This is a genomic window from Nonomuraea sp. NPDC048882, assembly GCF_040649755.1.
GTDB classification, from domain to species: Bacteria; Actinomycetota; Actinomycetes; order Streptosporangiales; family Streptosporangiaceae; genus Nonomuraea; species Nonomuraea maheshkhaliensis.
Genome location: NZ_JBEZGB010000013.1, coordinates 318,909 through 343,553, shown reverse-complemented (window position 1 = coordinate 343,553; position 24,645 = coordinate 318,909). Strand labels below are relative to the sequence as shown.

The window sequence follows — 24,645 nt, the reverse complement described above, 5'->3', positions numbered from 1 at the left end:
GTCCGGGCTAATATATGAGTACTGTTATATCTCTGGAGAGGAACCCCCTTGCGTCCCCCGATAGAACCGTACGACCACGGCATGCTCGACACCGGCGACGGCAACCTCATCTATTGGGAGGTCTGCGGCAACCCGGACGGCAAGCCCGCGCTCGTCGTCCACGGAGGCCCCGGATCGGGATGCAGCACCGGCGTCCGCCGCAGCTTCGACCCCGAGCGCTACCGCATCGTGCTGTTCGACCAGCGCAACTGCGGCCGCAGCCGGCCGCACGCCAGCGACCCGGCCACCGACCTGAGCCGCAACACCACCCAGCACCTCATCGCCGACATGGAGCTGCTGCGCGAGCACCTCGGCATCGACAAGTGGCTGCTGTTCGGCGGTTCGTGGGGCTCGACGCTGATCCTGGCCTACGCCGAGACCTACCCGGAACGGGTGTCGGAGATCGTCATCCCGGCGGTCACCACCACCCGCCGCTCCGAGATCGACTGGCTCTACCGGGGCGTCGGCCGCTTCTTCCCCGAGGCGTGGGACCGGTTCAGGGACGGTGTGCCCGAGGCCGACCGCGACGGCGACCTGCTCGCCGCGTACGCCAGGCTGCTGTCCGACCCCGACGACAAGGTCCGCGAGAAGGCCGCCATCGACTGGATCACCTGGGAGGACGCGGTGATCTCGATGGAGTCGAACGGCAAGCCCAACGCCTACAGCGACCGCCCCGCCGACGCCATCATGGCGATGACCCGGATCTGCAGCCACTACTTCTCCAACGGCGCCTGGCTGGAGGAGGGCGTGTTGCTGCGCGAGGCCGGGCGGCTGAAGGGCATCCCCGGCGTGCTGATCCACGGCCGCCTCGACATGGGCGGCCCGCCCCAGACCGCCTGGGAGCTGGCGAAGGCCTGGCCGGACGCCGAGCTGATCATGGTGGAGGACTCCGGCCACACCGGCAGCGACACGATGCGCAACGCCATCTTCGCGGCCATCGACCGCTTCGCCGACCGGTGAACCCGCGGCTCGCGATCATCTGGGGGTCTGGACGGTGCCCCTGGCGACCATCGCCTCGCCGTCGGTCGATTCCGTACGGATGAGCCGCGGGTTCGAGAAGGCCGGGCCGGCGGACAGGGCGCGACGATGCGCCGCGAGGCGGCCGTCGCCACCCCTTGTCCGCTCGCTGACCTGCGGTAACAGTAGCGCCAGGGCTCGCACGGCGACCACCTATTTATGCGTGCGGCCGGTACGCGGGCGCGACGGGGCCTCAGGGGGCAGCACTTCGACCGACGTCTTGCGGATGTGGTCGTAGACCAGCGACGTGCGCACGTCGGCGATGTTGCGATGGCGGGCCACGTGGTCGAGCACGAAGTCGCGCAGGTGCCCGGCGTCGCGCACGCCCACCTGGATGATGAAGTCGTCCCCGCCCGACACGACGAACACGGCCAGCGTCTCGGGCAGGGCGGCCACGTAGTCGCGGAAGCCCTCGACGGCCTCGCGGATCTTCGGATGCAGCCGTACGTTGATCAGCGCCTGCACGGGACGGCCGACGGCGTCGAGGTTCACCTCGGCGTGGAAGCCCTCGATGACGCCCGCCGAGCGCAGCGAGCGCACCCGCTCCAGGCAGGTCGAGGGGGCGATGCCGAGGTGCTCGGCCAGCTCCTTGTTGGTCTGGCGGCCGTCGCGCTGCAACTCGGCGAGTATCGCCGCATCAAGTTCGTCCACGTACGCATCCTGCCACGATTTTCCGAACTTCCTTCGGAAGCAGTCGTTCTGAGTTGTCATATCGACGGCATGGGTGTGAATCTCCGGAGAGAACTTCGGAGAGGAGATTGCCGGATGAGCGTGCTCGACGAGCTGGAGCGCCGTACCGACCTGCCCACCAAGGAGCTCGCGGTCAAGTGGGCGATCGTCATCGATCGTGACCTGCCCAAGGGGTTGCAGGCCAACGCCGCCGCCTGCCTGGCCGCGTCCGTGGCGGCCGCCGTGCCGGCGATCGTCGGGTCGGGCGGCGCGGACGCCTCCGGCGCCGTCCACAGCGGGCTGCCGTGGACGGGCTGCACAGTGCTGGGCGCGCCCGCCGCGATCGTGGCCAGAATCAGGAACGAGGCGGCGGCCGAGCCCGAGCTGGTGCTCTGCGACATGGCCGCCATCGCCCAGCGGGCCAGCGTGTACGACGACTATCTGGCCGAGCTGGCCCGCACCGAGGACCCGCCCTACTACGCGGTCAGCCTCTTCGGCCCGAGGGCGCTGGTCGAGCGGCTCACGGGACGGCTTCCGCTGCTGCGATAACCGGGCGGCTCATACGGGAGGAACCAGGGCGAAGTAGCGGTCGAGCACCGCCTGGTCTCCCCGCACGTCGAGCCCGTCGGCCGGCAGCCTGCCCCACAGGAACAACATCAGGTCGGACGCCGTCCCAGCCAGTTCGACGTCCGCCGGTCCGCCGTCCGCCTGCTCGACGTTCGCCGGCCCGCTGTCCGCCAGCCGTACGTGCTCGCCGTCGAAGCGCACCAGCCACTCGCCCGGCCCGTCGGTCCGCACGAACCGGTAGCTTTCCCCCTTCCCCGGCGGCGCCTGCGACCAGGCGCGCCGCTGCGGCGCCATGACCTCGAACGTCTGCGGGATCGCGTCCACGGCGACGTCCGGCGGGATCGGGCGGGCCGTGCCGACGGCGTTCTCGGCGTCCCACCGGTGCACCGCGGCTTCGATGACCTGCATGCGCAGCCAGAAGCCGACGGTCTGCTCCCGCGACCAGGTCCACGCGGGGTCGTCCGGGGCGTGCCGCCCGAACTGCTCCACGAGCCGTTCCACCCCCTCGTCGAACCAGTCGAGCAGGGTGGGCGGGATCGGTCCCGCGCTGGGCGTGCCGTCCATCGAGGGCCAGCCGTCCATGCTGGGCGGCGACTCGGTACGGGCCACCGTGGCGAGGTCGGGCGGCGCCGGCAGCCGGTCTCTGATGAGGACGATCACGAACCGGTGCACCCCGCCCAGGTGGAGCACGAGGTCGGCCATGGACCAGGCGGGGCAGGACGGCACGAGCGTCGTCCCGCCCCGAGCGGCGGCCTGGCGGGCGGCGCTTCCGAAGGCGCGGGCCTCCCGCCGGAGACGTGCGGCAGCTTCCATCACCTCACTGTGCCCCAGGGTGAAGCTCGTTCTCCACCTGATCGGCGGCCGGGCTTCCGGCGTTCGCCGAGGTCAGCCGTGCCGCTCCGGCGACGGCCAGGGAGAGGCCTACGAGCGCGGCGCTCACCCACAGCGGCGCGCGGAACCCGTGCCCGGCCCCGAGGGCGAGCCCGCCCAGCCAGGGGCCGAACGTGGCGCCGACGTTGAGCGCCGCCGTGGCGAAACCGCCGGCCAGCGTGGGGGCGCCGGTGGCGGCGTACAGGACCTGCGAGATCAACGTGGAGCCGACCGCGAACGAGAGCAGCCCCTGGACGAAGACCAGCGCGACCGCGACCACCGGAGTGCCCGCGGTCAGCGCGAAGCCGGCCCAGCCTGCCGCCAGCGCCACCCCGCCGGCGACCAGCAGCGGCACCGGCCGCCGGTCCGCGTACCGCCCGCTGATCGTCACCCCGGCGAACGACCCCAGCCCGAACAGGGCCAGCATCCCCGGCATCCACGCCGCCCCGATCCCGGTGACCCCGGTCAGCAGCGGCGCGAGGTAGGTGAACGCGCAGAAGGTGGCCCCGTTCACCAGGGCGCCCAGCAGCAGGAGCACCAGCAGCCGGGGCCGGCGCAGGGCACGGAACTCCGCGCGGGCGCCCCCGGAGGAGCCCCGCCCCGCGCCACCCGACCCACCGTCGGCTGGCGCAGCTCCGTCGGAAGGGGCGCCGCCGGTTCCGGCCTCGGGAGTCTCGGCCGGTACGGACTTCAGCACCGCGACGACGGCCGGCACCAGCGCCAGGGCCACCGCCCAGAACGCCGAGCGCCACCCCCACAGCTCCCCGAGCAGCGCCCCGCCGGGAACCCCGGCCACGCAGGCGGCGGTCACCCCGCCCAGCAGCACCGAGGTGGCCCGGCCCTTGGCGTCCGGCGGCGCCAGGCCGATCGCGGTCGCCATGGCCACGGCCAGGAACCCGGCGTTGGCCAGCGCCGCCACCGCCCGGCTCACGAGCAGCACCCCGTAGCCGGTCGTGACCGCCCCCACCACGTGGGCGAGCAGGAAGACGACGAGGAACGCCGGCAGGGCGAACCTCCTGGACCACCGCAGGCTCAGCACCGCCATCAGCGGCGCCCCCACCACCATCCCGGCGGCGAACGCCGAGGTCAGCAGCCCCGCGGCGGGGATGGACACGTTCAGATCCTCGGCTATGCCGGGCAGGAGCCCGGACAGCATGAACTCGGACGTCCCCTGGGCGAAGACCGCCAGTCCGAGCAGGTAGACAACGAAAGGCATCGACAACTCCGCGACCACGTCATGGATCGGCACAGGTAAGGCGCGCGGGGCCGAAGTGAAGGCCCCGCGGCGATGGAGTGGCCCGGGATGGGCGTCATGGAGCGACGCGCGATCCCGGGCACGACACGGCCCGTGTCACGGTGATCCGGATGGCGTGGAGGCAGGCGGGAAACATCCCAGCGGGCTCAGGAGACGCGCGTCAGCGCCCTGGCCGGGCGACGGCGGGGCGGAGACGGCGCGTGACGGCCACCGGACGACCGGTGGCTAGCGTCTTGATGCCTCGGGGCTGGACATGACGGTCAATATAGCAAGCCGATCAGCGGTCCCTGACGCCATGGCAAGGCGATCAGCGGCAGGATGTACCCCATCAGCGGTCCCTGACGCCCTGGACGTACTCCATCGCCCGGACGAAGACCGGATCGCTCAGCCGCCGCGTCATCTCCTCCGCCGAGACCTCCTCCACGCGGGACTGGATCCACCACAGGTTCCCGAACGGGTCGCGCACCCGTCCCACCCGGTCACCCCAGTACAGGTGGGTGACCTCGGTGTGCGAGGTCCCGCCCGCCGCGACGGCCTGCCGGTGGGTGGCGTCGGCGTCGGGGACGTACAGGCGCAGGAAGGCGGGGGTGGGTTCCGCGTCCTGCGCGGCGTCGAAGAGCATCACGATCGCGTCGCCGATGCGGACCTCCGCGTGCCCGATCCGTCCTTCCGCGTCGGTCACGCGGCCCAGCTCGACGGCGTCGAACGCGGCCTCCAGGTAGCCGATGATCCCGGCGGTGTCCTGGGAGATGATCCACGGCGTGACGGTGGTGTATCCCTCGGGGATGGGGTTGACGGTCATGGTTTCTCCTTTTTGAAGGGCGATGACGGCCACGTTAGGAGCGCAGTAGGTCAGGACTTGTCCTACATGTCGGGCATTCTGGGATTCATGAGCGAGTCCCGCCTGCTGGCCCTGCTGTCGCTGCTCCAGACCCCGCGCGAGTGGCCAGGCGGCGAGCTGGCCGAGCGCCTGGGAGTCAGCCGCCGCACCGTGCGCCGCGACGTCGAACGGCTGCGCGACCTCGGCTATCCGGTCGAGGCCACCATGGGCTCCACCGGGGGCTACCGGCTGGTGGCGGGGACGGCGATGCCGCCGCTGCTGCTGGACGACGAGGAGGCGGTGGCCATCACGGTCGGCCTGTCCACCGCGGCCAGGCAGCCGGTACGGGGCATCGAGGAGGCCTCGGTACGGGCCCTGGCCAAGCTGGAGCAGGTGCTGCCCGCCCGGCTGCGCCACCGGGTCAGGTCACTGGGCGGCGCCACCGAGCCCATGCCAGGGCTCGACGGGCCGCGGCTCGACCCCGGGCTGCTCGCCACGCTGGCGATGGCGGTGCAGGGAGGAGAACGGGTGCGGTTCGCGTACCGGGCGAACGACGGGAAGGTGAGCGGGCGGCTGGTCGATCCGCACCGCCTGGTGGCGGCCGGGCGGCGCTGGTATCTGCTCGGGCACGACCTCGACCGCGACGACTGGCGGATCTTCCGCCTCGACCGTGTCAGCGAGCTCCTGGCCACGGGCGCCAGGATCGTGCCGCGCGAGCCGCCGGGCGGTGACGCGGCGGCCTACGTGGCCGAGCGGCTGTATTCGGCGGAGCCCACGTACGAGGCCGTCGTCACGCTGCGCCGCTCCGTGACGGAGCCGGTCAGGGCGCTGGGCGAGGTGACCCCGCTGGGCGAGGGCGCCTGCCGGGTGCACATGCATGCCGACACCCTCGACTGGCTGGCCTTCCGGCTGCTGGCGCTGGGCTGCGAGTTCGAGGTGCACGACCCGCCCGAGCTCGTCGCCCGCCTGCGCACGCTGGCCGGGCGGCTCACGCGGGCGGCGGGGTAGCCCTGGCCAGGAAGTCCAGCACCACAGGGCTCGCGACCTCGCGGAACTCCTCGAAGTACGCGTGCCGCGCCCCCTCGATCATCCGCAGCTCGGCCCCGGGGATGCGGCCGGCCAGCAGCGGGGCGTTGGCCGCCGGGTTGAGCAGGTCGTCGGTGCCGTGCACGACCAGCGTGGGCGCGGTGATGGAAGGCAGCACGTCCCAGCTGTCATGGGCGGCGCTGGCGGCCAGGTGGCGGCGGCGGGCGTGGGCGGGCAGGGCGGGATCGCCGAGAGTGACGTGGGGGCCGGGGTGGGTGGCCAGCCAGGCGGGGGTGTACATCAGCTCACGCAGCGCCTGCTCGGCGGCGGCCCGGTCGGGCTGGGCCAGCGACTTGCGTACGTCGTTGCTCCGCTCGATCCCGTGGGCGCCGCCCGGCGAGGTGCAGCCGAGCACCAGCGCGCCGACCCGGGCGGGGTGGTCGGCCGCCAGCCACTGGGCCACCCGCCCGCCCATCGACGTGCCGTAGACGTGCGCCCGCGCAAGACCCAGCTCGTCGAGCACGGCTAGCACGTCGGAGACGAAGCCGCGGGTGCTGTAGGGCTCGTCGGGCTTGTCGCTGCCGCCCGTGCCCCGGTAGTCGAAGGTGACGCACCGATAGGTCGCATCGAAGTCGGCGCGTACGGGGCCCCACCAGCGGTGGTCGTTGGCCTGGCCCTGCAGCAGCACGAGGGGCGGCCCGGCACCGGTGACCTGGTAGAGCAGCTTCACACCGTCGGGGGCGGTCGCGTATGGCACGCCTCCAAGAGTGCCCTACACGGTGACAAGGAAAAAACTCGGGGGGATGATGTCCGGAACGCCGCCCCGGCTCCGACGTACCGGTCGAAAGGACACGACGGAAAGGACTCAGACGATGAAGTACATGATTCTTTCGTACGCCTCCCAGCGCGACTACGACGAGATGACCGGCAAGGACACGGGAGGGGTCGTCTGGAAGCCCGAGGACATGGCGGCCATGTACGAGTTCATGACCACCGTGAACAAGGAGCTGGAGGAGGCCGGGGAACTGGTCGAGACCCGCGGCCTGGCCGCTCCCGTGCACACCCGCAGGGCCGGCGTCCGCGGCGGCGTCCCGTTCGTCACCGACGGGCCCTACGCCGAGACGCAGGAGGTGTTGGCCGGCTACTGGGTGGTGGAGTGCGAGAGCTTCGACCGGGCCACCGAGATCGCCGTCCGCCTGGGGCAGTGCCCGATGCCGGGCAACGGTGACGGGTACGCCGACATCCGGCCGATCACCGACTCGGTCGAGGACCTCGGGTTCTGAGCGCGATGGTCGAGGGCCTGCTGCGTGAGCTGACGCCGCAGGTTCTCGGCGCGCTCGTACGCCGGTACGGGCACTTCGCCATCGCCGAGGACGCGGTGCAGGAGGCGCTGCTCGCCGCCGCCGGACAGTGGCCGGAGGAAGGGCTGCCGGACGATCCGCGCGCCTGGCTGATCACGGTGGCCGCGCGCCGCCTGACCGACCTGCTCCGTGCCGAGCAGGCGCGCCGGCGCCGCGAGGACGACGCCGCCGCGCGGACCCTGCCGGGTGACTGGCTCGCGCCCGCCGCCGACCAGCCGCTCGCCGCCTCGGACGACACGCTGGTGCTGCTGTTCATGTGCTGCCATCCGTCGCTGTCGCCGACCTCGCAGATCGCGCTGACGCTGCGCGCGGTCGGCGGGCTGAGCACCGCCGAGATCGCCCGCGCGTTCCTGGTGCCCGAGAGCACGATGACGCGCCGCATCACGCGGGCCAAGCAGTCGGTCAGGGACAGCGGCCTGCCGTTCCGCCTGCCGCGCCCGGACGAGCGCGCCGAGCGGCTGGCCGCGGTGCTGCACGTGCTCTACCTGATCTTCAACGAGGGGTACGCCAGCACGTCGGGGCCCGACCTGCAGCGCGCCGAGCTGGCGGCTGAGGCGATCAGGCTGGCCCGCATGGTGCACCGGCTGCTGCCCGACGACGGGGAGGTGGCCGGCCTGCTCGCGCTGATGCTGCTCACCGACGCCCGCCGCCCGGCGCGGACGGCTCCCGACGGGGCGCTGATCCCGATGGCCGAGCAGGATCGCAGCCGGTGGAACGCGGACTTCATCGCCGAGGGCGTGGCCCTGATCACCGCCGCACTGCCGCGCGGGCGGCCGGGGCCGTACCAGTTGCAGGCGGCCATCGCGGCTCTGCACGACGAGGCGCCCACGGCGGAGGAGACCGACTGGCCGCAGATCGCGGCGCTGTACGAGCTGCTGCTGCGCATCTCCGACAACCCCATCGTGGCGCTCAACCAGGCCGTGGCGGTGGCCATGGCCAAGGGCCCCGAGGCCGGTCTCGATCTGCTCGAACGCCTCCGCGACGACGACCGGGTGTCCGGCGACCACCGGCTGAGCGCCGTGCGCGGGCACCTGCTGGAGATGTCGGGGGACCTGGCGGGGGCGCGGCGGGCGTACGACGAGGCGGCAGGACGCGCCATGAGCCTGCCCCAGCAGCGCTATCTGCGGGCCAGGGCGGCTCGGCTGTTGACGGAGTGAGTACTCACTCCGTACAGTGAAGCGCATGACGGATGCGACGAGCCGGCGGCGAGCGCCGGCGATGAGCCCGGAGTTGCGCCGCGAGATGATCGTCCGCGCCGCTCTGCCCCTGGTGGTCGAATACGGCACGTCCGTGACCACCGCCCAGATCGCCCGCGCCGCGGGCATCGGCGAAGGCACGATCTTCCGGGCCTTCGGCGACAAGGACGCGCTGCTGGCCGCGTGCATGGCCGAGGCGGCCCGGCCGGACGACACGCTCGCCCACGTGGGGGCGATCTCGCTGGAGCTGCCGCTGGCCGAGCGGCTGATCGAGGCGTCGGAGGCGCTGCGCGGCTACCTGTCGCGGATGGGTGCGGTGGCCGGCGCCCTCGCGGCCTCGGGCGGCCTGCGCCGCGAGCCTCCCTCGGAGGGTTCTTCAGAAGGCGCGGCGGAGAACAGGAGACGGGCGCTGAACGGGCGGGAGGCCTCGATGGCGGCCACCCGCGAGGTCCTGGCGGGCCTGTTCGAACCCGAACGCGACCGGCTCAGGCTGGACCCCGAACGGCTCGCCGAGGCGTTCCAGTTCATGACCATGGCCTCGGGGCGCGGCGTCACCCCGCTCACCTCGGCCGAATTGGTGGAGTTGTTCCTGCACGGCGCCTACGCCGGCGGCCCCGCGGAAAATTGATCGGCGTGGACGGGGAATGCCCGGGCCCCGGGTGTGGTTACATGAATCGTGGCCGGTGTGCCCAGTGTCCCCGGGCCTCACCTATTGCCTTCGCGGACTACCGTTCGGCTGGAGCCGCGTTGTGCCTTTCGCCGAGAGGCGACACGCACACCGGTACGCACTCGTCGGGCGCCCGCCCTCCCCGGAGGGCGGGCGCTCACGTGTGTCAGGTCTTCTCCCAGTACGGATCCGTGATGCCGCCGGGGGAGGCCAGCGCCTCCGAATCGATCCCGGTCAGCCTGGCCCCCGCCTGGTAGGCGCTGTCGAGGAACTCCAGCACCGCGCCCACGGGGTCCTCCATGGCCCGTACGTCGTCGTAACGCAGCACGGCCAGATGGCTGCCCCGCGCCGCGACCCACTCGGCCTGCCCGGGACGCAGCGGCTCCCGTTCCAGGCCCTCGGGTTCCGGCGCGGTGTAGGAGTAGAACGCCGGCCACGGCCGTTCCTTGTCGCCGAACCAGAACCCCGAGCTGATCACCTCCCAGCTGTACGCCTCCCGCGTGACCGGATCGGCCTGCGGCGAGACCTTGACCACGCGCCCGGTGAACCGGGTGACCGCGATGTCGAAGGTGTGCCAGAAGTGGTGCACCGGGCTCGTCTTGCCGGCGAAGTCGGCCGCGAAGCGGTCGAGGAGCTGCACGACCTGCGACAGGATCCGCCAGTAGCGGTTGAGCAGGACGGGGTCGTAGCGCGCGTGCAGGGTGTCCTCGGGGAACGGCGTGTCGTCGCCCAGGTCGAACGGCACCGCCCAGATCTCGGGCCGGATCCCCAGCCCCGCCAGGGTCTCGAAGAGCCGGTCGTGGAACGAGGCCACCGACCTGCCGATCAGGCTGAACTCGGCGCTGCGCCCGTCGAAGACGTCCACCACCAGCCGGTGGCGGACGAGGTCGAAGTCGATGCAGAACAGCGGCTGCTCGCCCAGCCCGCCCATCGGGCGCGTGGTGAGCCCGCGCCCGGTCGGGTGGAACGGGACCTGCCACCAGTGGTTGCGCCGGTTGCTCGACGCGAGCCGGATCTTCCCTACGATCTGCGCGAATCGGTGAAAGGTCTCTTTGGCCTCTGTCCACTCCGCGAGCGGCATGGCCGGGAACAGCTCCATGACGGCCCCCCTCCGACTAGAGCATTTCCCCGCAATCGTAACTACCCTCAGTATTCGCTCAACTCCCAGGGGTCGTGAGCGGAGAAGACCTCGACCCCGTGGTCGTGCTTGAGCGAGCGCAGCACCGCCTGGCTCGACACCCTGCGCTCCTCGTCCACCTGGGCGCTCAGCTGCACGATGTCCATCAGCGGATGGGGGCGCGGCGCCCGCTCCAGCTCGCCGCTGTAGAAGTAGGCGTCGCCCGCGTGCAGCAGCCAGCGGTCGCCGTCCCTGACCGCCACGCCGGCGTGACCCCTGGTGTGCCCGTCGAGCGGCACCAGCAGGAAGTCCTCCTCGGGCAGGCCCGCCAGCGGCCGCACGCCGTCCACGCCCAGCCACCGGGTGCCCGTGTCCGGATAGGTCTCCCAGCGGGGCCCGTGCTCCCAGTGGGAGGGCCGGTAGCGGCGGTTGGGCGCCTGGGCCAGCGCGTCCTTCAGCTCGGCCTCGGTGACGTGCACCCTGGCCTGGGGAAAGTCGGGCAGGCCGCCGCTGTGGTCCACGTCGAGGTGGGTGAGCACGATGTGGCGTACGTCGGAGGGATCGTATCCGAGCGCCGCCACCTGGCGTACGGCCGTCTCCTCCGGGACCAGCGCCGGCTCGACCAACTCCCGCCACTCACGGTCGAGGCTCTCGCCCGGCTCGGCCACGTCGTGCAGGCCCAGCCCGGCCTCCACCAGCACGAGGCCGGCGGCCGGGGTCTCGACGAGCAACGCGTGGCACACCGCCGGCGCCGAGGGCCGGCCGTCGGGGGAGTCGATCTCGCGCATGGAGCCGAGGTTCAGATGGTGGATTCGCATGGCGAATAGACTGCGACTTGAACCGCGGTTCAAGTCAAGGGGAGTGCCAGGGTCGTGGACGACGGACTGATCGACATCGGCGAGGTGGCGGAGCGGAGCGGGCTGGCCGCTTCCGCGCTGCGGTTCTACGAGCGCAAGGGGCTCATCCAGGCCGAGGGGCGCAACGGGCTGCGCCGCGCGTACCGGCCGGAGACGCTGGAGCGCTTGACGCTGATCACCTGTGCCCGCGACGCGGGATTCACGCTCACCGAGATCGCCGCCTTCCTGCGCGCGCGGCCGTCCGACGCGGTGCTGCGCGAGCAGCTGGCGGCCAGGGAGCGGGCGGTGACCGGGCGGATCGCGCAGCTCACCCGGCTGCGCGACAGCCTGCGCCACGCGGCCGTCTGCGAGCACGACCCGCTGGTCGACTGCCCCGACTTCAAGCGGGCCCTCGGACGGGTCCCGCAGGGGTGAAGCCCTATGGCCCGAGCCTGGTCGGGAGCCCGGGCCACCGGGGTCCGTACGTACGCTGTCAGGCGGAGCTGACGTACTTCCTGGGGCGCAGGGCGTGGGCCCGGAGCGCCGCCAGGGCCGCGAGCTGACCGGGCCGGTCCATCCGCACCGCCAGCTCGTCACTGAAGGCCAGCCCCAGCGCCGTGAGCTGCGCCACCAGATCGGTCACCGGCCGGGCCACGTCCTCCAGGCTCGTCGCCGGATGCCAGCCCTCGCCGCCCACGACCTCGGCCACCCGCTCGCGCAACTGGCCTGGCGACATCAGTGTGCCGTCGGCCAGCAGCATGAGCGCGGCCTCCCTGGCCGACACCTCGAACTCGTGCTCACCCCTGGCCAGCAGCAGCCTGGTGACCGCCTTCCACATGGCCGACTTCGACTTCAGCAGCCGCATGCCGTAGTCGGTGATGGCGAGCCTGGCACCGTCGCGCCTGATCGCGCCGAGCTCCCGCTCGGCCAGGTCGCGCAGCCGCAGCGCCTCGGGCGACGGCGCCAGCCGCAGCGGCAGGCTCTCACCCGAGGCCGCCAGCGTCAGCAGCCCGTGCAGCGCGGGCAGGGGTTGCGGGGACACGGGCGCGTGCAGACGCACCTCGAACGGCTGCGCCAGCTCCCGCCTGGCCGGGCCACGGCCGAGCACCCAGCGGTTGAGGCGCTCGCCGTGCACCCGGTTGAGCCAGCTGTCGCCGCCCAGGTCGGTGCGGGGCTCGGTGAGCCAGCGCCGGGTCAGGGCGGCGCGGTCGGTGGTCTCGCCGGCCACGATGGCCAGTTCGAGGGCGGCGGAGCAGGCGAGGTGGGCGCCCAGCTCCTCCGGGCCCATGATCATGCTCCACTGCAGCTCGGGCACGTCGGGCGGGAGCACGCCCGTGGCCTCCAGCGCCTGCTGGTAGGCGCTGGTGCCCGCGTCCTCGCCCTCACGGGCGTAGGTGCGCAGGATCTGCAGGGTCGTAGGGGAGACGCACAGAGCGGCGTACCGCTCCATGCCGCCGAGCTGGAGCAGCCGCCCCAGCGAATGGGCCAGGCGCTCCTGGTCCGCGCCCGTCATCTGCGGGCCGACCTTGAGCGGCAACGTGTACCAGAGGAACTCGCAGACGTCGAGCTGGGTCACCGACTCGAGCGGCTCGCCACCCGTCAACCATTCGACGGCGGTCCTGGCCTCCTCGGCCAGATCCGGCTGAGATCGCTCCAACTCGGCGAGAAGGGCGGTGACATCCGGTGCACTCATGCCTCGAAGTTTGCCGTATCGACCCCGGACCTGACGATGACCGAAACCGGTGCGTATTGGGTCTTGCACAGCGACTACCTAAGAAACCCCTATTGAGCCGACTGTAACGTGATCATATCCACCCTTTTTCAAACAACATGCGGGCCTTCCAGTCCAGGTACGGGATCAGTTCGGCGGACAGGACGGGATGCAGCCACCAGAAGTTGATCAGGGCGAGCAGGGCGAACGCGCCGACGGCCGCCGCCCCGGCGGTGCGCCGCAGCGGCACCACGCCCTTGACCGTGAGCCTGGACGTCCCGATCAGCAGCCCGGCGCACAACGTGATCGCCAGCACCATGAACGGCACCATCGGGATGGCGTAGAACAGGAACATCGTGCGATTGTCGGCGATGGCGAAGTAGAACCACGGCAGCCAGCCCATCGCGTACGCCAGCAGCACGGCCCCCGCCCGCCAGTCGCGGGAGGAGAAGTACCAGGCGATCAGGGCCACGAGCGCGGCCACCGCGCCGAACCAGATCACCGGCGTGCCCACGCCGAGCACCGCCTCGGAGCAGTCTTTCACGCCGGGGCCGCAGACGTTCTGCCTGCCCTCGTAGTAGAAGGCGACGGGCCGTAGCAGCAGCGGCCACTGCCACGGCTCGGACATGTACGGATGAGACGTCTCAAGCCCGCTGTGGAAGGTGAAGACCTGCCACTGGTAGTGGACCCACGACCGCGTCGAGTCGAACAGGAAGAACAGCGGGTTGCCCGCGGAGGTGGCCTGGTCCCAGTTGCGGCCGTAGCCGGTCGCGTTGACGAACCAGCCCGCCCAGGTCGCCATGTAGGTCACGAACGGCACCACGACGAAGGCCAGGGCCCCCTGCGGCACGTCCTTGTTGAGCGCTCCCACGTAGGGCTTGCGCAGCCCGACCGCGCGGCGGGCGCCGAAGTCCCACAGCACCGACATGATCGCGAACGCCACCGCGAACGCCAGCCCCGACCACTTGACCGACATCGCGAAGGCCAGGCAGACCCCGGCCCCGATGCGCCACCACCTGATGCCGAGCGACGGGCCCAGCGTGGACATCGAGGTGCCGATCGGCGAGACCGGCGAGCGCTCGTACCAGGAGACGAGTTTCTCGCGTGCCTGGTCGCGGTCGACCACCAGGCAGGCGAACGCGGCCAGGACCCAGAACATCAGGAAGATGTCCAGCAGCGCGGTGCGGGAGAGCACGTAGTGCAGGCCGTCGAGCGCGAGCAGCAGGCCCGCGAAGCAGCCGAGCAGGGTCGAGCGGGTCATCCTGCGCGCGACCCTGGCGATGACGAGGATCGACAGCGTGCCGATCACGGCCGCGGCGAAGCGCCAGCCGAACGGGTTGAGCCCGAACAGCCACTCGCCCACGCCGATCATCCACTTGCCCAGCGGCGGGTGCACGACGTAGGAGGCGCACTTGTCCAGCTCCGCCGGCGAGCACGCCTGCCAGACGTCGGTGTTGCCGGCCATGATCGCCTTGTCGGCGTCCTTGATGGTGACCTTCTCCACGCCGTGCGTGATCAGCGAGAAGGCGTCCTTCATGTAGTACGTCTCGTCGAACACCACGGACTTGGGATGGCCGAGCTGGAGGAAACGCAGGACACCGCCGAAGACCATGACGAGAATCGGCCCGATCCACCCCCACAGCACGCTGCCGCGCATGGGGGGAAGGACCCGATCGCGTACGGACCGAGTCTCGGGCTGGCTGTCGCCGGCCTCCGGGCTCTCGTAGGCCTGGTACGGGGAATCGGTCACCGCCATTCGGACATCGTACGGGCCCCAGAGCGGTGGTTACCCAAGAAACACCGTCTAATTGGGATGCCCTGCCACAATGGTCAGGTGACTGGGAACGGCAGGTTGGTGCTGGCAGGGGCCCCCATAGGCCAGGCGGGTGACGTCTCGCCCCGGCTGCGTGAGGCGCTGGCGGGCGCCGACGTGGTGGCGGCCGAGGACACCAGGCGGCTGCGCAGGCTCGCCGCCGACCTCGGCGTCGAGATCACCGGCCGGGTGGTGTCCTACTACGACCAGAACGAGGCCGCGCGCGCCCAGGAGCTGGTGGAGGCGCTCAAGGAGGGCCGCACGGTCGTCGTGATCACCGACGCGGGCATGCCGGGCGTGTCGGACCCCGGCTACCGCTTGACGAGCCTGGCGGTCGAGGCGGGCGTCCAGGTCACCGCGCTGCCGGGGCCGAGCGCCGTCACCACCGCGCTGGCCGTGTCCGGCCTGGCCAGCGACCGGTTCTGCTTCGAGGGCTTCCCGCCGCGCAAGACCGGCGAGCGGGACCGGCGGCTCGGGGCGCTGGCAGAAGAGGAGCGCACGATGGTCTTCTTCGAGGCGCCGCACCGGCTGGCGAGCTCGCTGGAGGCGATGGCGCGGGCGTTCGGGCCCGACCGGCGGGCGGCGGTGTGCCGCGAGCTCACCAAGACCTACGAGGAGGTCCGCAGGGGCGGTCTCGGCGAGCTGGCCGAGTGGGCGGCCAAGGGCGTCAAGGGCGAGATCACGATCGTGGTCGCGGGACACGTACCCGGCGAGGCCGAGCAGGACATGGACGCGCTCATCGCGGAGGTCGCCCGCCGGGTCGCCGAGGGGGAGCAGCGCAGCCAGGCGGTCGCCGCCGTGGCCAAGGGGGCGGGGGTGCCGAGACGAGAGCTGTACGACCTGGTTCACAGGCGAACCGCCACGCCATAGGGTGCGCAACGTGAGCAACTGGGGGGTGTCGGCACGGCGGCTCGTCCCGCCCATGCAGGGCTCGGCGCTGGTGGGCTGGCTCGGCCCGATCGCGGTTGCGATCTTCGGCGGTCTCCTGCGTTTCGTCAGGCTCGGCGAGCCCAAGGCGGTCGTCTTCGACGAGACCTACTACGTCAAGGACGCCTACTCGCTGATGATCCACGGCGTCGAGCGGACCATGCTCGGCGACGCGAAGAACCCCGTTGCCGACCAGCGCCTGATCGCCGGCAACCTGGACGTCTTCCAGCAGTGCGCCCAGCCGGTCGACTGCGCCTCCTTCGTGGCCCACCCGCCGCTCGGCAAGTGGATGATCGCGGCGGGCGAGTGGCTGTTCGGGATGAACCCCTTCGGCTGGCGTTTCGCCGCGGCCCTGGTCGGCACGCTGTCCATCCTCGTCCTGGCCAGGGTGGCGCGCAGGATGACCCGCTCGACGCTCCTCGGCTGCCTGGGCGGGCTGCTGCTGGCGCTCGACGGCCTGCACCTGGTGCTGTCGCGCACGGCCCTGCTGGACATCTTCCTGATGTTCTGGGTGCTCGCGGGGCTCGCCTGCCTGGTGGCCGACCGCGACCGGGCCCGCGAGAAGCTGGTCGCCTGGTACGAACGCTCGCCGGTCACCGCGCTCGGCCCGCGCCTCGGGTGGCGGCCGTGGCGGCTGGCCGCCGGGATCTGCCTGGGGGCGGCGTGCGCGGTCAAGTGGTCGGGGATCTTCTTCCTGCTCGGCTTCGCCGTCATGTCGGTCTTGTGGGACATGGGCGCCAGGCGGGCGGTGGGGCTGCGCGAGCCGTACCGGGGGGCGCTGACGTACGACCTGCCCGGGGCGGCGGGGGCGATGGCGCTCGCGCCCGCGGTGACGTTCCTGGCGTCGTGGACCGGCTGGTTCGTCACCGCCGGCGGCTACGGCCGCAACTGGGAGCAGGCCACCTCCTCGGGGCCGCTGTTCTTCGTCGTCGACTCGGTGCGGTCGTGGCTGCGCTACCAGCAGCAGGTGCTCGGCTACCACAGCGGCCTGGACGACTATCACCCGTACATGTCGGAGCCGTGGCAGTGGCCGGTGCTCTTACGCCCGGTCTCCTTCCACTACCCGACGAACCTGCCGCCCTCCGCCTGCGGCGCCGACAAGTGCGCGCAGGCCGTGCTCGGGGTCGGCACCCCCGCGCTCTGGTACGCCGCCGCCATCGCCCTCGTCGGCCTCGTCGCCTGGTACGTCGCCACCCGCGACTGGCGGGCCGGGGCCGTGCTGCTGACCTACGGGGTGGGCTGGCTGCCGTGGTTCTACTACGCCATCGCCGACAACCGCACGATGTACCTGTTCTACATGATCCCCGTGGTGCCGTTCATGGTGCTGGCGCTGGTGCTCATGGCGGGGCTGATCCTCGGGCCGCAGGACGCCCCGGCCGCCCGGCGGGCGATCGGGGCGGCGGTCGTGGGGGCCTACGCGCTCGTCGTGCTGGTCAACTTCTGGTGGCTCTATCCGGTGCTGGCGGCCGAGACGATCACGCAGGCACAGTGGTGGACTCGGATGCTCCTGAGCTCTTGGGTGACCGCCGCGCCCAAGTGACGCCCCTGCGCAGCGTGATCGCCGCCGCGACGCAGGCCAACGGGACGGCGGGCAGGACGTACCGGTAGTCGAACTCCGCCGTCGCCGCCGGGGCCAGCAGCAGCCCCACCGCCCCCAGCCAGGGCAGCACCACCGGGCCGCCGAACTTGCGCCAGCGCACCACGACGCCGTACAGGCCGATCAGCAGGATGCCGCCGAGCATGATGCCGCGCAGGTAGAACACCTTCTGGTAGCCGCTCATGATGCCGGCCCACGGCTGCACGATCCTGGTCTCCGGCGGGCCCTGCTCGTAGCTGAACGCGTCGGTGTCGGTGCGCCCGCCCGCGTACGACGACCATCTCGGCAGCCGCTTGGGCTGGCCGTTCTCGTCGAGCGGGACGTACGGCTTGAACTCGTACATGTTGTACGTCGACTCGTCCGGGAAACGCGGCCGCGACCAGTGGAAGGAGCGGAAGAAGTCGCGCGCCACCACCTGCAGGTAGTCGCCGGGCTGCGACAGGATCGCCTTGGTGGCGAACGCGCTGGCGGCGTCGTTGGTGATCTCGCTCCACTTCTTGTTGATGCCCCACCGGTGCAGCACCTCGCCGGTGCCGGTGCCGTCGCCGTTGCCCTGGCCCCACAGGTACCACTGGGCGTAGTCCTTGCGCTGGTTGACCGGGTCGTTGATGCACAGCAGCAGCAGCTGGACCTCTTTGTACTTGTCGATGTCCATCTTGTTGCAGTCGGCGAAGATGGCCGTGCGCATGTAGAGGATGAGGCCGTCGCTGTTGGTCATCGCGAACTTGCCGTACGCGGAGGCGAACCAGCCCATGTACGCCATCACCGGGATCGCGCAGGCGGTGATCAGCGCCGTGACGGTACGCCAGCCGGCCCGCTTGACCAGCAGGTAGAGCACGACGAGGGCCAGGACCGGCAGCCCGATCGAGCGCGTCAGCCAGGTCATCGCCAGCAGCAGGCCGACGACCGCGCCCGCCTGCCAGGTGAGCCGCCGCTTCCACAGCACCATCGTGATCACGCCGACCACGAGCAGCATGAACAGCGTGTCGGACATCACCATCTGTTCGAGCTGGATCTGGTAGGCGTCGAACAGCACCGGCGCCGCCGCCAGCGTGGCCCCCCACTTCGGCAGCCTGAACTTGATCCGCAGCAGCGCGTAGATCAGGCAGGCCGTGGCCAGGCCCATCAGGTGCTGGGTGAAGATCACCAGGCTGAAGCTGTGGAACGGCTTGAGCAGCATCAGCCAGGTGCTGTAGCCGTCGGGCCTGATCGGGTGGGGCCGCGGGTGCAGCGCCACCGAGACGTACTCGTAGGAGTCGTTGAACCACATCGCCGGGCCGTAGCCGAGCATGGTGATGAGCCGCAGCACGGCGCCGACGCCGAAGGCCGCGGCGAACACCCGATGCCTGCCCAACATCGACAGCGCGCGCGCTATCCGACCAGGGGCGGAGTGGTCCACAGGGGTAATCTCCGCGACGCTCACCATGTTGTAAAGAATGCCAGTCGTTTTCAGGTCCGTGCCCGAGCATGGTCGTCTTCAGGGCATGATGGTTCACTGGAAGAGCCTTAACTGAAGGGTAGACACGTGGAACTGACGGTGGTCATGCCCTGCCTCAACGAGGCGGAGACCGTGGAAGTCTGTGTACGCAAGGCGTTGGCGTGCATGGAGGAGCATGGCATCGAGGGCGAGGTCCTGATCGCCGACAACGGCAGCACGGACGGCTCGCAGCAGCTGGCCCGCGATGCCGGGGCCCGCGTGGTCCACGTGGACGAGAAGGGCTACGGCAACGCCCTCATGGGCGGCATCAGGGCCGCCCGCGGCAAATACGTCATCATGGGCGACGCCGACGACTCCTATGACTTCACCGCGCTGCTGCCGTTCGTGGAGCAGTTGCGTGACGGCGCCGACCTGGTGATGGGCAACCGTTTCCGCGGCGGCATCGCCCCTGGCGCCATGCCGCCGTTGCACCGCTACCTGGGCAACCCGGTGCTGTCGTTCATCGGGCGGCTGTTCTTCCCATCGGCGATCAAGGACTTCCACTGCGGCCTGCGCGGCTTCAGGCGCGACTCGATCCTGCGGCTGCAACTGCAGACCGGTGGCATGGAGTTCGCCTCGGAGATGGTGGTCCGCTCGACGCTGGCCGGCCTCGACGTACGCGAGGTGCCGACCACGCTCGCCCCCGACGGCCGCTCCCGCCCGCCGCACCTGCGCTCGTGGCGCGACGGCTGGCGCCACCTGCGCTTCCTGCTCCTCTACAGCCCGAAGTGGCTGTTCTTCTACCCCGGCGTGCTGATGATGGTCATCGGCCTGGTCGCCGGCACGGCGCTGACCTTCGGCCCGGTCGAGATCGGCGAGCTCGCCTTCGACGTCGACACCCTGGTCGGCTCGTCCGCCCTGGTGGTGATCGGCTTCCAGGCGGCGTTGTTCGCGGTGTTCACCAAGGTCTACGCGGCCGAGGAGGGCTTCCTGCCGGAGTCGCCGCGCATCCGCAGGCTGATCGACATCGTCAGCCTGGAGAAGGGCCTCGTGGTGGGCGGGCTGCTGGCGCTGGCCGGTCTGATCGGCCTGGTCATGTCGCTGGTGCACTGGCAGGTGCGCAGCTTCGGCGAGCTCGACCCGCGCGAGTCGCTGCGCATCGTGGTGCCGTCGGCGACGGCGCTCGTCATGAGCTTCCAGACGATCTTCGCGTCGCTGTTCATCAGCATTCTGGGCATCCGCCGTACGCGCGAGACGTTCATCGACAACGCGGCCCGCGCGGCCGAGGAGGCCGCCGAGGGCCTCGCGCTGGAAAAGGCCAAAGCGAAGAGCTGACCATCCTTTACGCGCTGCCGTGGCAGGCCACCCGCCGCACTCCGGCGGGCGGTCCTCCAGGGAAACGCCCGCTGACCCTTCACCGGCGCGCCGCCGCAACGGCGCGCCCCGTGGGCCGGGCGCCGTGGCCGGCGCGTAACAAACGATCATCACGGACCCCGTAGGCTTAGGACCATGTCCCAGCACATCTTGACCGCCGTCGCGTGGCCGTATGCCAACGGCCCCCGTCACATCGGGCACGTTTCCGGATTCGGAGTGCCGTCCGACGTCTTCAGCCGCTACCAGCGGATGGCGGGCAACAAGGTGCTGATGGTCTCCGGCACCGACGAGCACGGCACCCCGATCCAGGTTCAGGCCGACAAGGAGGGCGTGAGCGCCAGAGAGCTGGCCGACCGCTACAACCGCGTCATCGCCGAAGACCTGACCGGGCTCGGCCTGTCCTACGACCTGTTCACCCGCACGACGACGAAGAACCACTACGCCGTCACGCAGGAGATCTTCAAGGGCCTTTACAACAACGGCTATATCTTCCCCAAGACCACGATGGGCGCGATCTCGCCGTCCACCGGCCGCACCCTGCCCGACCGCTACATCGAGGGCACCTGCCCCATCTGCGGCTACGACGGGGCACGCGGCGACCAGTGCGACAACTGCGGCAACCAGCTCGACCCGATCCAGCTGATCAACCCCAAGAGCCGCATCAACGGCGAGACCCCGGTGTTCGCCGAGACCGAGCACTTCATGCTCGACCTGCCCGCCTTCGCCGAGGTGCTCGGCTCCTACCTGCAGTCCAAGCAGGGCGAGTGGCGGCCCAACGTGCTGAAGTTCGCCCTCAACCTGCTCGGCGACCTGCAGCCGCGGGCGATCAGCCGCGACCTCGACTGGGGCGTGCCGATCCCGCTCGACGGCTGGAGCGAGCAGCCCAACAAGCGGCTCTACGTGTGGTTCGACGCGGTCATCGGCTACCTGTCGGCCTCCATCGAGTGGGCCAGGCGCTCCGGCGACCCCGACGCCTGGCGTCAGTGGTGGCAGAATCCCGACGCCCGCGGCTACTACTTCATGGGCAAGGACAACATCGTCTTCCACGCCGAGATCTGGCCGGCGATGCTGTTCGGCTACAGCGGCATCGGCGCGCGCGACGGCTCGCCGGGCTCGCTCGGCGCGCTCGACGTGCCGTCCGAGGTGGTCTCCAGCGAGTTCCTGACCATGGAGGGCAAGAAGTTCTCCTCTTCCCGCCAGGTCGTCATCTACGTGCGCGACTTCCTGGCCCGCTACGACGCCGACGCGCTGCGCTACTACATCGCGGTGGCCGGGCCGGAAAACCAGGACACCGACTTCACCTGGCAGGAGTTCGTCAACCGCAACAACGGCGAGCTGGTCGCGGCCTGGGGCAACCTGGTCAACCGGTCGATCTCCATGGCCGCGAAGAACTTCGGGGCGGTGCCCGAGGCCGGCGACCTCACCGACGCCGACCGGGCGCTGCTGCAGCGCTCCCGCGACGCCTTCGCCCCGGTCGGGGCCGAGCTGGGCCGCTCGCGCTTCAAGAACGCCATCACCGAGGCGTTCGACGTCGTGCGCGAGGCCAACAAATACCTGGCCGATCAGGAGCCGTGGAAGCTCAAGGACGACCCCGAGCGGCAGAAGTCGATCCTGCACGTCGCGCTGCAGGTGGTCGACGACGCCAAGACGATGCTCACGCCGTTCCTGCCCGGATCGTCCAACAAGGTGTTCGCGATGCTGGGCGGCGAGGGCGTCTGGTCGGGCATGCCGGAGATCCGTGAGGTCGACGAGGACGGCGGCACCCCCTACCCGGTGATCACCGGCGAGTACGACGGGGCCGCCCGCTGGGAGCACCGGCCGATCAAGCCGGGCACGCCGCTCGCGCCGCCCGTGCCGCTGTTCAAGAAGCTCGACCCGAAGGTCGTCGACGAGGAGCTGGCCCGCCTGGGCCAGTGACCTCGAAGCCCGTGTAGTCCTTGAGCGCGATGGCGGAGGCGGTCTTCCTGGCCGACTTCGCCATCAGGCCCTTCCACGGCAGGTAGGGCAGCAGCCGGTTTCTGGTTGACGAACCAGGCCATGAACCTGCTCCGCGGCACCATGAACCCGGCGACGCCCTCGGCCGAACGGCCGCACCCCTCGGCGTAGCCGCGCACCTCGCGCTCGTAGGCGGCGAAGGCGGTGCGGTGGTCGGGGGCCGCGGCCAGCTCGCCCGCCAGCACGTACGCGCTCACCACGGCCAGCCCCGTTCCCATGCCCGACACCTGCGCGTGCAGGGCATGGACGCCGTCCTCCAGCGCCCGCTCCCCGTACAGCGCCTCGACGAGCCGATCGCGTCTCCCCGGGCCTGAGCAGCAGCAGCGCCGGCAACGCCCGCCGCGCCGGACCGCCCAGTGGCACCTCGCTCCCGTCGGCCCGCCACGCGCGGGTGGTGCCGAGGATGCCGTACCGCATGGGGGCTACTTTAGATGCCGTGACCAAGCTTCCCGCCGCCCCAGAGCCGCTCTCCGCACCCGTGTTCGACAGCCACTGCCACCTCGACATCATGGTCGGCAACCGGCAGGCGTCGTCCGGCGACCCGGTGGCGCAGGCCGCGCAGCAGGCGGCGGCGAGCGTGCGGAGCATCCTCGACGACGCGCGGGCCGTGGGCGTGACGCGGCTGGTCACGATCGGCTACGACCTGGCGTCGTCCCGCTGGAACGCGGAGGTGGCGGCCGGGCAGGAGGGCGTGTACGCGGGCGTGGCCATCCACCCCAACGAGGCCCACGCGTCCACGCCCGAGGTGCTGGCCGAGATCGAGGCCCTGGCCGGGCAGGACGCGGTGCGCGCGGTGGGGGAGACGGGGCTCGACTACTACCGCGACTGGGCGAGCAAGGACGACCAGCACGCGAGTTTCCTGGCGCACATCGAGATCGCCAAGCGCACCGGCAAGGCGCTGGTGATCCACGACCGCGACGCGCACGACGACGTGCTCAAGGTGCTGGCCGCGGCCGGTGCTCCGGACAAGGTGGTGTTCCACAGCTTCTCCGGCGACGCCGAGATGGCGAAAAAGTGCGCCGAAGCCGGATATTTCATGTCTTTCTCCGGGCCGGTGACGTACAAGAACGCCTCCTACCTGCGCGAAGCCGCTGAGGCCGCGCCCGCCGAGCTCATGCTGGTCGAGACCGACGCCCCTTATCTGCCGCCCGTCCCGCACCGGGGCAAGCCCAACGCCCCCTACCTCATCCCGCTCACCCTGCGCTGCCTCGCCGAGGTCAAGAACGTCCATCCTGACCGGTTGTGCGAGGTGATCAGCGGCAACGGAGTCACGGTCTTCGGCGAGTGGTGACCATCTTTCGGTGAAGAAGCGGAGGCCGGCGCGCGCCCGCGGCTAGCGTTCTGGCGATCCTGCCCCGCTACCGGAGGTGGTTCGTGCGAGGTAAGAGGCGTGCGCCCCGTCCGTCGCTCCCGTGGCGCTCCCCATGGACGCCCGTCGTGTGCGTGGCCGGCGTGGTGGCCGCGAGCGCGCTCGTGGCGGTGTCGTTCCTCGTCAAAGAGGTCGTTCTGGTCGTGGACGGCGAGCGCAGGCCCGTCCACGCCTTCGCCGGCACCGTCGAAGGAGTGCTCGCCGCGGCGGGCGTCACGATGGCGTACGGCGACGTCGTCCATCCACCCGCCCAGGAGGAGGTGCGCGACGGCGCCACGATCGAGGTACGCCGCGCCCGCCCCCTCACCCTGACCCTCGACGGCCACACGAGTAAGCACCTGGTCACCGCCTCGAACGTGGGCGAGGCCCTGGCCGAGCTCGACCTCACCCCCGCCGCCGGCCGGCTGTCGGCGCCGCCCGGCGACGCGGTGCCGCTGGAGGGGATGGAGCTCACGGTCTACACCCGGCGCAAGGTGTACGTGGTCGCGGGCACCACCCGGCTGACCTCGCGGACGACCGCCAGGACGGTGCGCCAGGTGCTCAGGCAGCAGCGCGTCGAGCTGCGCCGGGGCTATCACGTGGACCCGCCGCTGGACAGCTTTCCCGAGGACGGGACGGTCATCACGATCGTTCCGCCGCGTACCATCCAGATCGACCCCGCCACCGCCCGGCTCGACTGGCCTGCGCTGGCCGCGTGCGAGTCGCATGGGGATCCGGAGGCGTACAACCCTGACGGGCCCTATTACGGCATGTACCAGTTCAGCCTGCCGATGTGGGAGGCCGTGGGCGGCATGGGGTTGCCGTCGACCTGGCCGGAGGACGAGCAGACCTATCGGGCGCAGGTGCTTTATCAGAAGGTGGGCGGCAGGTGGCACGGCCAGTGGCCCCACTGCGGCGCCCGCCTCTTCGGCCGGCCCACGGTCACAGCCCTGCGCCGCTGACGGATCTCATGAGCCGGTGCCGCGGATGCGGCGCCGAATCCGGCGAGCCGGCATGAAGACG

24 protein-coding genes are annotated in these 24,645 nt (G+C 71.0%); 13 read left to right on the top strand and 11 right to left on the bottom strand.

Translation table 11 applies throughout. The annotated features are described in order from the left end of the window. Positions 1-48: 48 nt before the first annotated feature. Positions 49-999: a prolyl aminopeptidase gene (gene pip, locus AB0C27_RS39320; protein ID WP_357855322.1), complete on the top strand. Its 951-nt coding sequence runs from the start codon at positions 49-51 to the stop codon at positions 997-999. A 15-nt stretch (positions 1,000-1,014) separates the two neighbouring features. Here the strand turns inward: pip and AB0C27_RS39315 are convergent, their stop codons facing one another. Further along, a complete protein-coding gene (locus AB0C27_RS39315) occupies positions 1,015-1,200 on the bottom strand; it encodes a hypothetical protein (protein WP_357855319.1) in 186 nt (61 codons plus the stop codon). Positions 1,201-1,209: 9 nt separating this feature from the next. Continuing rightward, positions 1,210-1,707 carry an Lrp/AsnC family transcriptional regulator gene (locus AB0C27_RS39310; protein ID WP_357855316.1) on the bottom strand — a complete coding sequence of 166 codons (498 nt, stop codon included), beginning with the start codon at positions 1,705-1,707 and terminating at the stop codon, positions 1,210-1,212. Between the two features lie 114 nt (positions 1,708-1,821). Here AB0C27_RS39310 and AB0C27_RS39305 point away from each other — a divergent pair, with 114 nt between their 5' ends. After that, positions 1,822-2,274, top strand: a complete 453-nt coding sequence (locus tag AB0C27_RS39305; RefSeq protein WP_357855313.1) for a DUF2000 domain-containing protein — start codon at positions 1,822-1,824, stop codon at positions 2,272-2,274. 9 nt (positions 2,275-2,283) lie between these two features. Here the strand turns inward: AB0C27_RS39305 and AB0C27_RS39300 are convergent, their stop codons facing one another. The 3 genes from AB0C27_RS39300 to AB0C27_RS39290 form a co-directional block, all read right to left on the bottom strand. Beyond that, positions 2,284-3,105 (bottom strand): maleylpyruvate isomerase family mycothiol-dependent enzyme, encoded by an 822-nt coding sequence (locus tag AB0C27_RS39300; RefSeq protein WP_357855311.1) that lies wholly within the window; start codon positions 3,103-3,105, stop codon positions 2,284-2,286. A gap of 4 nt (positions 3,106-3,109) precedes the next feature. Continuing rightward, positions 3,110-4,378, bottom strand: coding sequence for a Cmx/CmrA family chloramphenicol efflux MFS transporter (locus AB0C27_RS39295; protein WP_357855308.1), 1,269 nt, complete (start codon positions 4,376-4,378; stop codon positions 3,110-3,112). A gap of 367 nt (positions 4,379-4,745) precedes the next feature. Then, the gene (locus AB0C27_RS39290; protein ID WP_357855305.1) at positions 4,746-5,219 is read right to left on the bottom strand and encodes a VOC family protein; all 474 of its coding nucleotides are present in this window, start codon (positions 5,217-5,219) and stop codon (positions 4,746-4,748) included. Positions 5,220-5,306: 87 nt separating this feature from the next. Between AB0C27_RS39290 and AB0C27_RS39285 the strand changes: the two genes are divergently transcribed. Beyond that, on the top strand, positions 5,307-6,245 hold the full coding sequence (locus tag AB0C27_RS39285) for a YafY family protein (protein WP_357855302.1): 939 nt from the start codon (positions 5,307-5,309) through the stop codon (positions 6,243-6,245). Here the strand turns inward: AB0C27_RS39285 and AB0C27_RS39280 are convergent. Further along, positions 6,226-7,020, bottom strand: a complete 795-nt coding sequence (locus AB0C27_RS39280; RefSeq protein ID WP_357855299.1) for an alpha/beta fold hydrolase — start codon at positions 7,018-7,020, stop codon at positions 6,226-6,228. The genes AB0C27_RS39285 and AB0C27_RS39280 overlap by 20 nt on opposite strands. A gap of 115 nt (positions 7,021-7,135) precedes the next feature. On the opposite strand from AB0C27_RS39280, the gene AB0C27_RS39275 reads away from it, so the two are divergent. From AB0C27_RS39275 to AB0C27_RS39265, 3 genes are read left to right on the top strand one after another with little or no spacing between them, the layout of a single operon-like run. Then, positions 7,136-7,546 (top strand): YciI family protein, encoded by a 411-nt coding sequence (locus tag AB0C27_RS39275; protein ID WP_357855296.1) that lies wholly within the window; start codon positions 7,136-7,138, stop codon positions 7,544-7,546. Between the two features lie 5 nt (positions 7,547-7,551). Beyond that, entirely contained in the window at positions 7,552-8,781 is a 1,230-nt protein-coding gene (locus AB0C27_RS39270) for a DUF6596 domain-containing protein (protein ID WP_357855293.1), read from the top strand. 25 nt (positions 8,782-8,806) lie between these two features. Next, positions 8,807-9,448 (top strand): helix-turn-helix domain-containing protein, encoded by a 642-nt coding sequence (locus AB0C27_RS39265; RefSeq protein ID WP_357855290.1) that lies wholly within the window; start codon positions 8,807-8,809, stop codon positions 9,446-9,448. 205 nt (positions 9,449-9,653) lie between these two features. Here AB0C27_RS39265 and AB0C27_RS39260 read toward each other — a convergent pair whose 3' ends face one another. Both AB0C27_RS39260 and AB0C27_RS39255 read right to left on the bottom strand, forming a co-directional pair. Further along, positions 9,654-10,586, bottom strand: a complete 933-nt coding sequence (locus AB0C27_RS39260; protein ID WP_357855287.1) for a DUF5996 family protein — start codon at positions 10,584-10,586, stop codon at positions 9,654-9,656. 47 nt (positions 10,587-10,633) lie between these two features. After that, positions 10,634-11,422, bottom strand: coding sequence for an MBL fold metallo-hydrolase (locus tag AB0C27_RS39255; protein WP_357855284.1), 789 nt, complete (start codon positions 11,420-11,422; stop codon positions 10,634-10,636). 54 nt (positions 11,423-11,476) lie between these two features. Between AB0C27_RS39255 and AB0C27_RS39250 the strand changes: the two genes are divergently transcribed. Next, positions 11,477-11,875 carry a MerR family transcriptional regulator gene (locus AB0C27_RS39250; protein ID WP_357855281.1) on the top strand — a complete coding sequence of 133 codons (399 nt, stop codon included), beginning with the start codon at positions 11,477-11,479 and terminating at the stop codon, positions 11,873-11,875. A 58-nt stretch (positions 11,876-11,933) separates the two neighbouring features. Here AB0C27_RS39250 and AB0C27_RS39245 read toward each other — a convergent pair whose 3' ends face one another. Further along, positions 11,934-13,133, bottom strand: a complete 1,200-nt coding sequence (locus AB0C27_RS39245) for a hypothetical protein (RefSeq protein ID WP_357855278.1) — start codon at positions 13,131-13,133, stop codon at positions 11,934-11,936. 112 nt (positions 13,134-13,245) lie between these two features. After that, positions 13,246-14,907 (bottom strand): phospholipid carrier-dependent glycosyltransferase, encoded by a 1,662-nt coding sequence (locus tag AB0C27_RS39240; protein WP_357855275.1) that lies wholly within the window; start codon positions 14,905-14,907, stop codon positions 13,246-13,248. Positions 14,908-14,985: 78 nt separating this feature from the next. Between AB0C27_RS39240 and rsmI the strand changes: the two genes are divergently transcribed. Both rsmI and AB0C27_RS39230 read left to right on the top strand, forming a co-directional pair. Then, positions 14,986-15,834 (top strand): 16S rRNA (cytidine(1402)-2'-O)-methyltransferase, encoded by an 849-nt coding sequence (gene rsmI, locus AB0C27_RS39235; protein ID WP_357855272.1) that lies wholly within the window; start codon positions 14,986-14,988, stop codon positions 15,832-15,834. A 10-nt stretch (positions 15,835-15,844) separates the two neighbouring features. After that, a complete protein-coding gene (locus AB0C27_RS39230) occupies positions 15,845-17,431 on the top strand; it encodes a phospholipid carrier-dependent glycosyltransferase (RefSeq protein WP_357855269.1) in 1,587 nt (528 codons plus the stop codon). Here AB0C27_RS39230 and AB0C27_RS39225 read toward each other — a convergent pair. Beyond that, positions 17,367-18,914 (bottom strand): hypothetical protein, encoded by a 1,548-nt coding sequence (locus AB0C27_RS39225; protein ID WP_357855266.1) that lies wholly within the window; start codon positions 18,912-18,914, stop codon positions 17,367-17,369. The two genes, AB0C27_RS39230 and AB0C27_RS39225, sit on opposite strands and share 65 nt — an antisense overlap. A 99-nt stretch (positions 18,915-19,013) precedes the next feature. On the opposite strand from AB0C27_RS39225, the gene AB0C27_RS39220 reads away from it, so the two are divergent. From AB0C27_RS39220 to AB0C27_RS39205, 4 genes are all read left to right on the top strand, one after another. After that, positions 19,014-20,240 (top strand): glycosyltransferase family 2 protein, encoded by a 1,227-nt coding sequence (locus tag AB0C27_RS39220; RefSeq protein ID WP_357855263.1) that lies wholly within the window; start codon positions 19,014-19,016, stop codon positions 20,238-20,240. A 174-nt stretch (positions 20,241-20,414) separates the two neighbouring features. Beyond that, positions 20,415-22,196, top strand: a complete 1,782-nt coding sequence (gene metG, locus AB0C27_RS39215; protein ID WP_357855260.1) for a methionine--tRNA ligase — start codon at positions 20,415-20,417, stop codon at positions 22,194-22,196. Positions 22,197-22,677: 481 nt separating this feature from the next. Further along, a complete protein-coding gene (locus AB0C27_RS39210; protein WP_357855257.1) occupies positions 22,678-23,565 on the top strand; it encodes a TatD family hydrolase in 888 nt (295 codons plus the stop codon). Between the two features lie 83 nt (positions 23,566-23,648). Beyond that, on the top strand, positions 23,649-24,584 hold the full coding sequence (locus AB0C27_RS39205; RefSeq protein WP_357855255.1) for a ubiquitin-like domain-containing protein: 936 nt from the start codon (positions 23,649-23,651) through the stop codon (positions 24,582-24,584). Positions 24,585-24,645 lie beyond the last annotated feature (61 nt).

Excerpts from the sequence above, each read along its gene's own strand:
- AB0C27_RS39225 (WP_357855266.1), bottom strand. The coding sequence starts at position 18,914 with ATGGTGAGCGTCGCGGAGATTACCCCTGTGGACCACTCCGCCCCTGGT.
- AB0C27_RS39245 (WP_357855278.1), bottom strand. The coding sequence starts at position 13,133 with ATGAGTGCACCGGATGTCACCGCCCTTCTCGCCGAGTTGGAGCGATCT.
- AB0C27_RS39255 (WP_357855284.1), bottom strand. The coding sequence starts at position 11,422 with ATGCGAATCCACCATCTGAACCTCGGCTCCATGCGCGAGATCGACTCC.
- AB0C27_RS39240 (WP_357855275.1), bottom strand. The coding sequence starts at position 14,907 with ATGGCGGTGACCGATTCCCCGTACCAGGCCTACGAGAGCCCGGAGGCC.
- AB0C27_RS39260 (WP_357855287.1), bottom strand. The coding sequence starts at position 10,586 with ATGGAGCTGTTCCCGGCCATGCCGCTCGCGGAGTGGACAGAGGCCAAA.
- metG (WP_357855260.1), top strand. The coding sequence starts at position 20,415 with ATGTCCCAGCACATCTTGACCGCCGTCGCGTGGCCGTATGCCAACGGC.
- AB0C27_RS39300 (WP_357855311.1), bottom strand. The coding sequence starts at position 3,105 with ATGGAAGCTGCCGCACGTCTCCGGCGGGAGGCCCGCGCCTTCGGAAGC.
- AB0C27_RS39265 (WP_357855290.1), top strand. The coding sequence starts at position 8,807 with ATGACGGATGCGACGAGCCGGCGGCGAGCGCCGGCGATGAGCCCGGAG.
- AB0C27_RS39210 (WP_357855257.1), top strand. The coding sequence starts at position 22,678 with ATGCCGTACCGCATGGGGGCTACTTTAGATGCCGTGACCAAGCTTCCC.
- AB0C27_RS39275 (WP_357855296.1), top strand. The coding sequence starts at position 7,136 with ATGAAGTACATGATTCTTTCGTACGCCTCCCAGCGCGACTACGACGAG.
- AB0C27_RS39270 (WP_357855293.1), top strand. The coding sequence starts at position 7,552 with ATGGTCGAGGGCCTGCTGCGTGAGCTGACGCCGCAGGTTCTCGGCGCG.
- AB0C27_RS39295 (WP_357855308.1), bottom strand. The coding sequence starts at position 4,378 with ATGCCTTTCGTTGTCTACCTGCTCGGACTGGCGGTCTTCGCCCAGGGG.
- AB0C27_RS39285 (WP_357855302.1), top strand. The coding sequence starts at position 5,307 with ATGAGCGAGTCCCGCCTGCTGGCCCTGCTGTCGCTGCTCCAGACCCCG.
- AB0C27_RS39290 (WP_357855305.1), bottom strand. The coding sequence starts at position 5,219 with ATGACCGTCAACCCCATCCCCGAGGGATACACCACCGTCACGCCGTGG.
- AB0C27_RS39305 (WP_357855313.1), top strand. The coding sequence starts at position 1,822 with ATGAGCGTGCTCGACGAGCTGGAGCGCCGTACCGACCTGCCCACCAAG.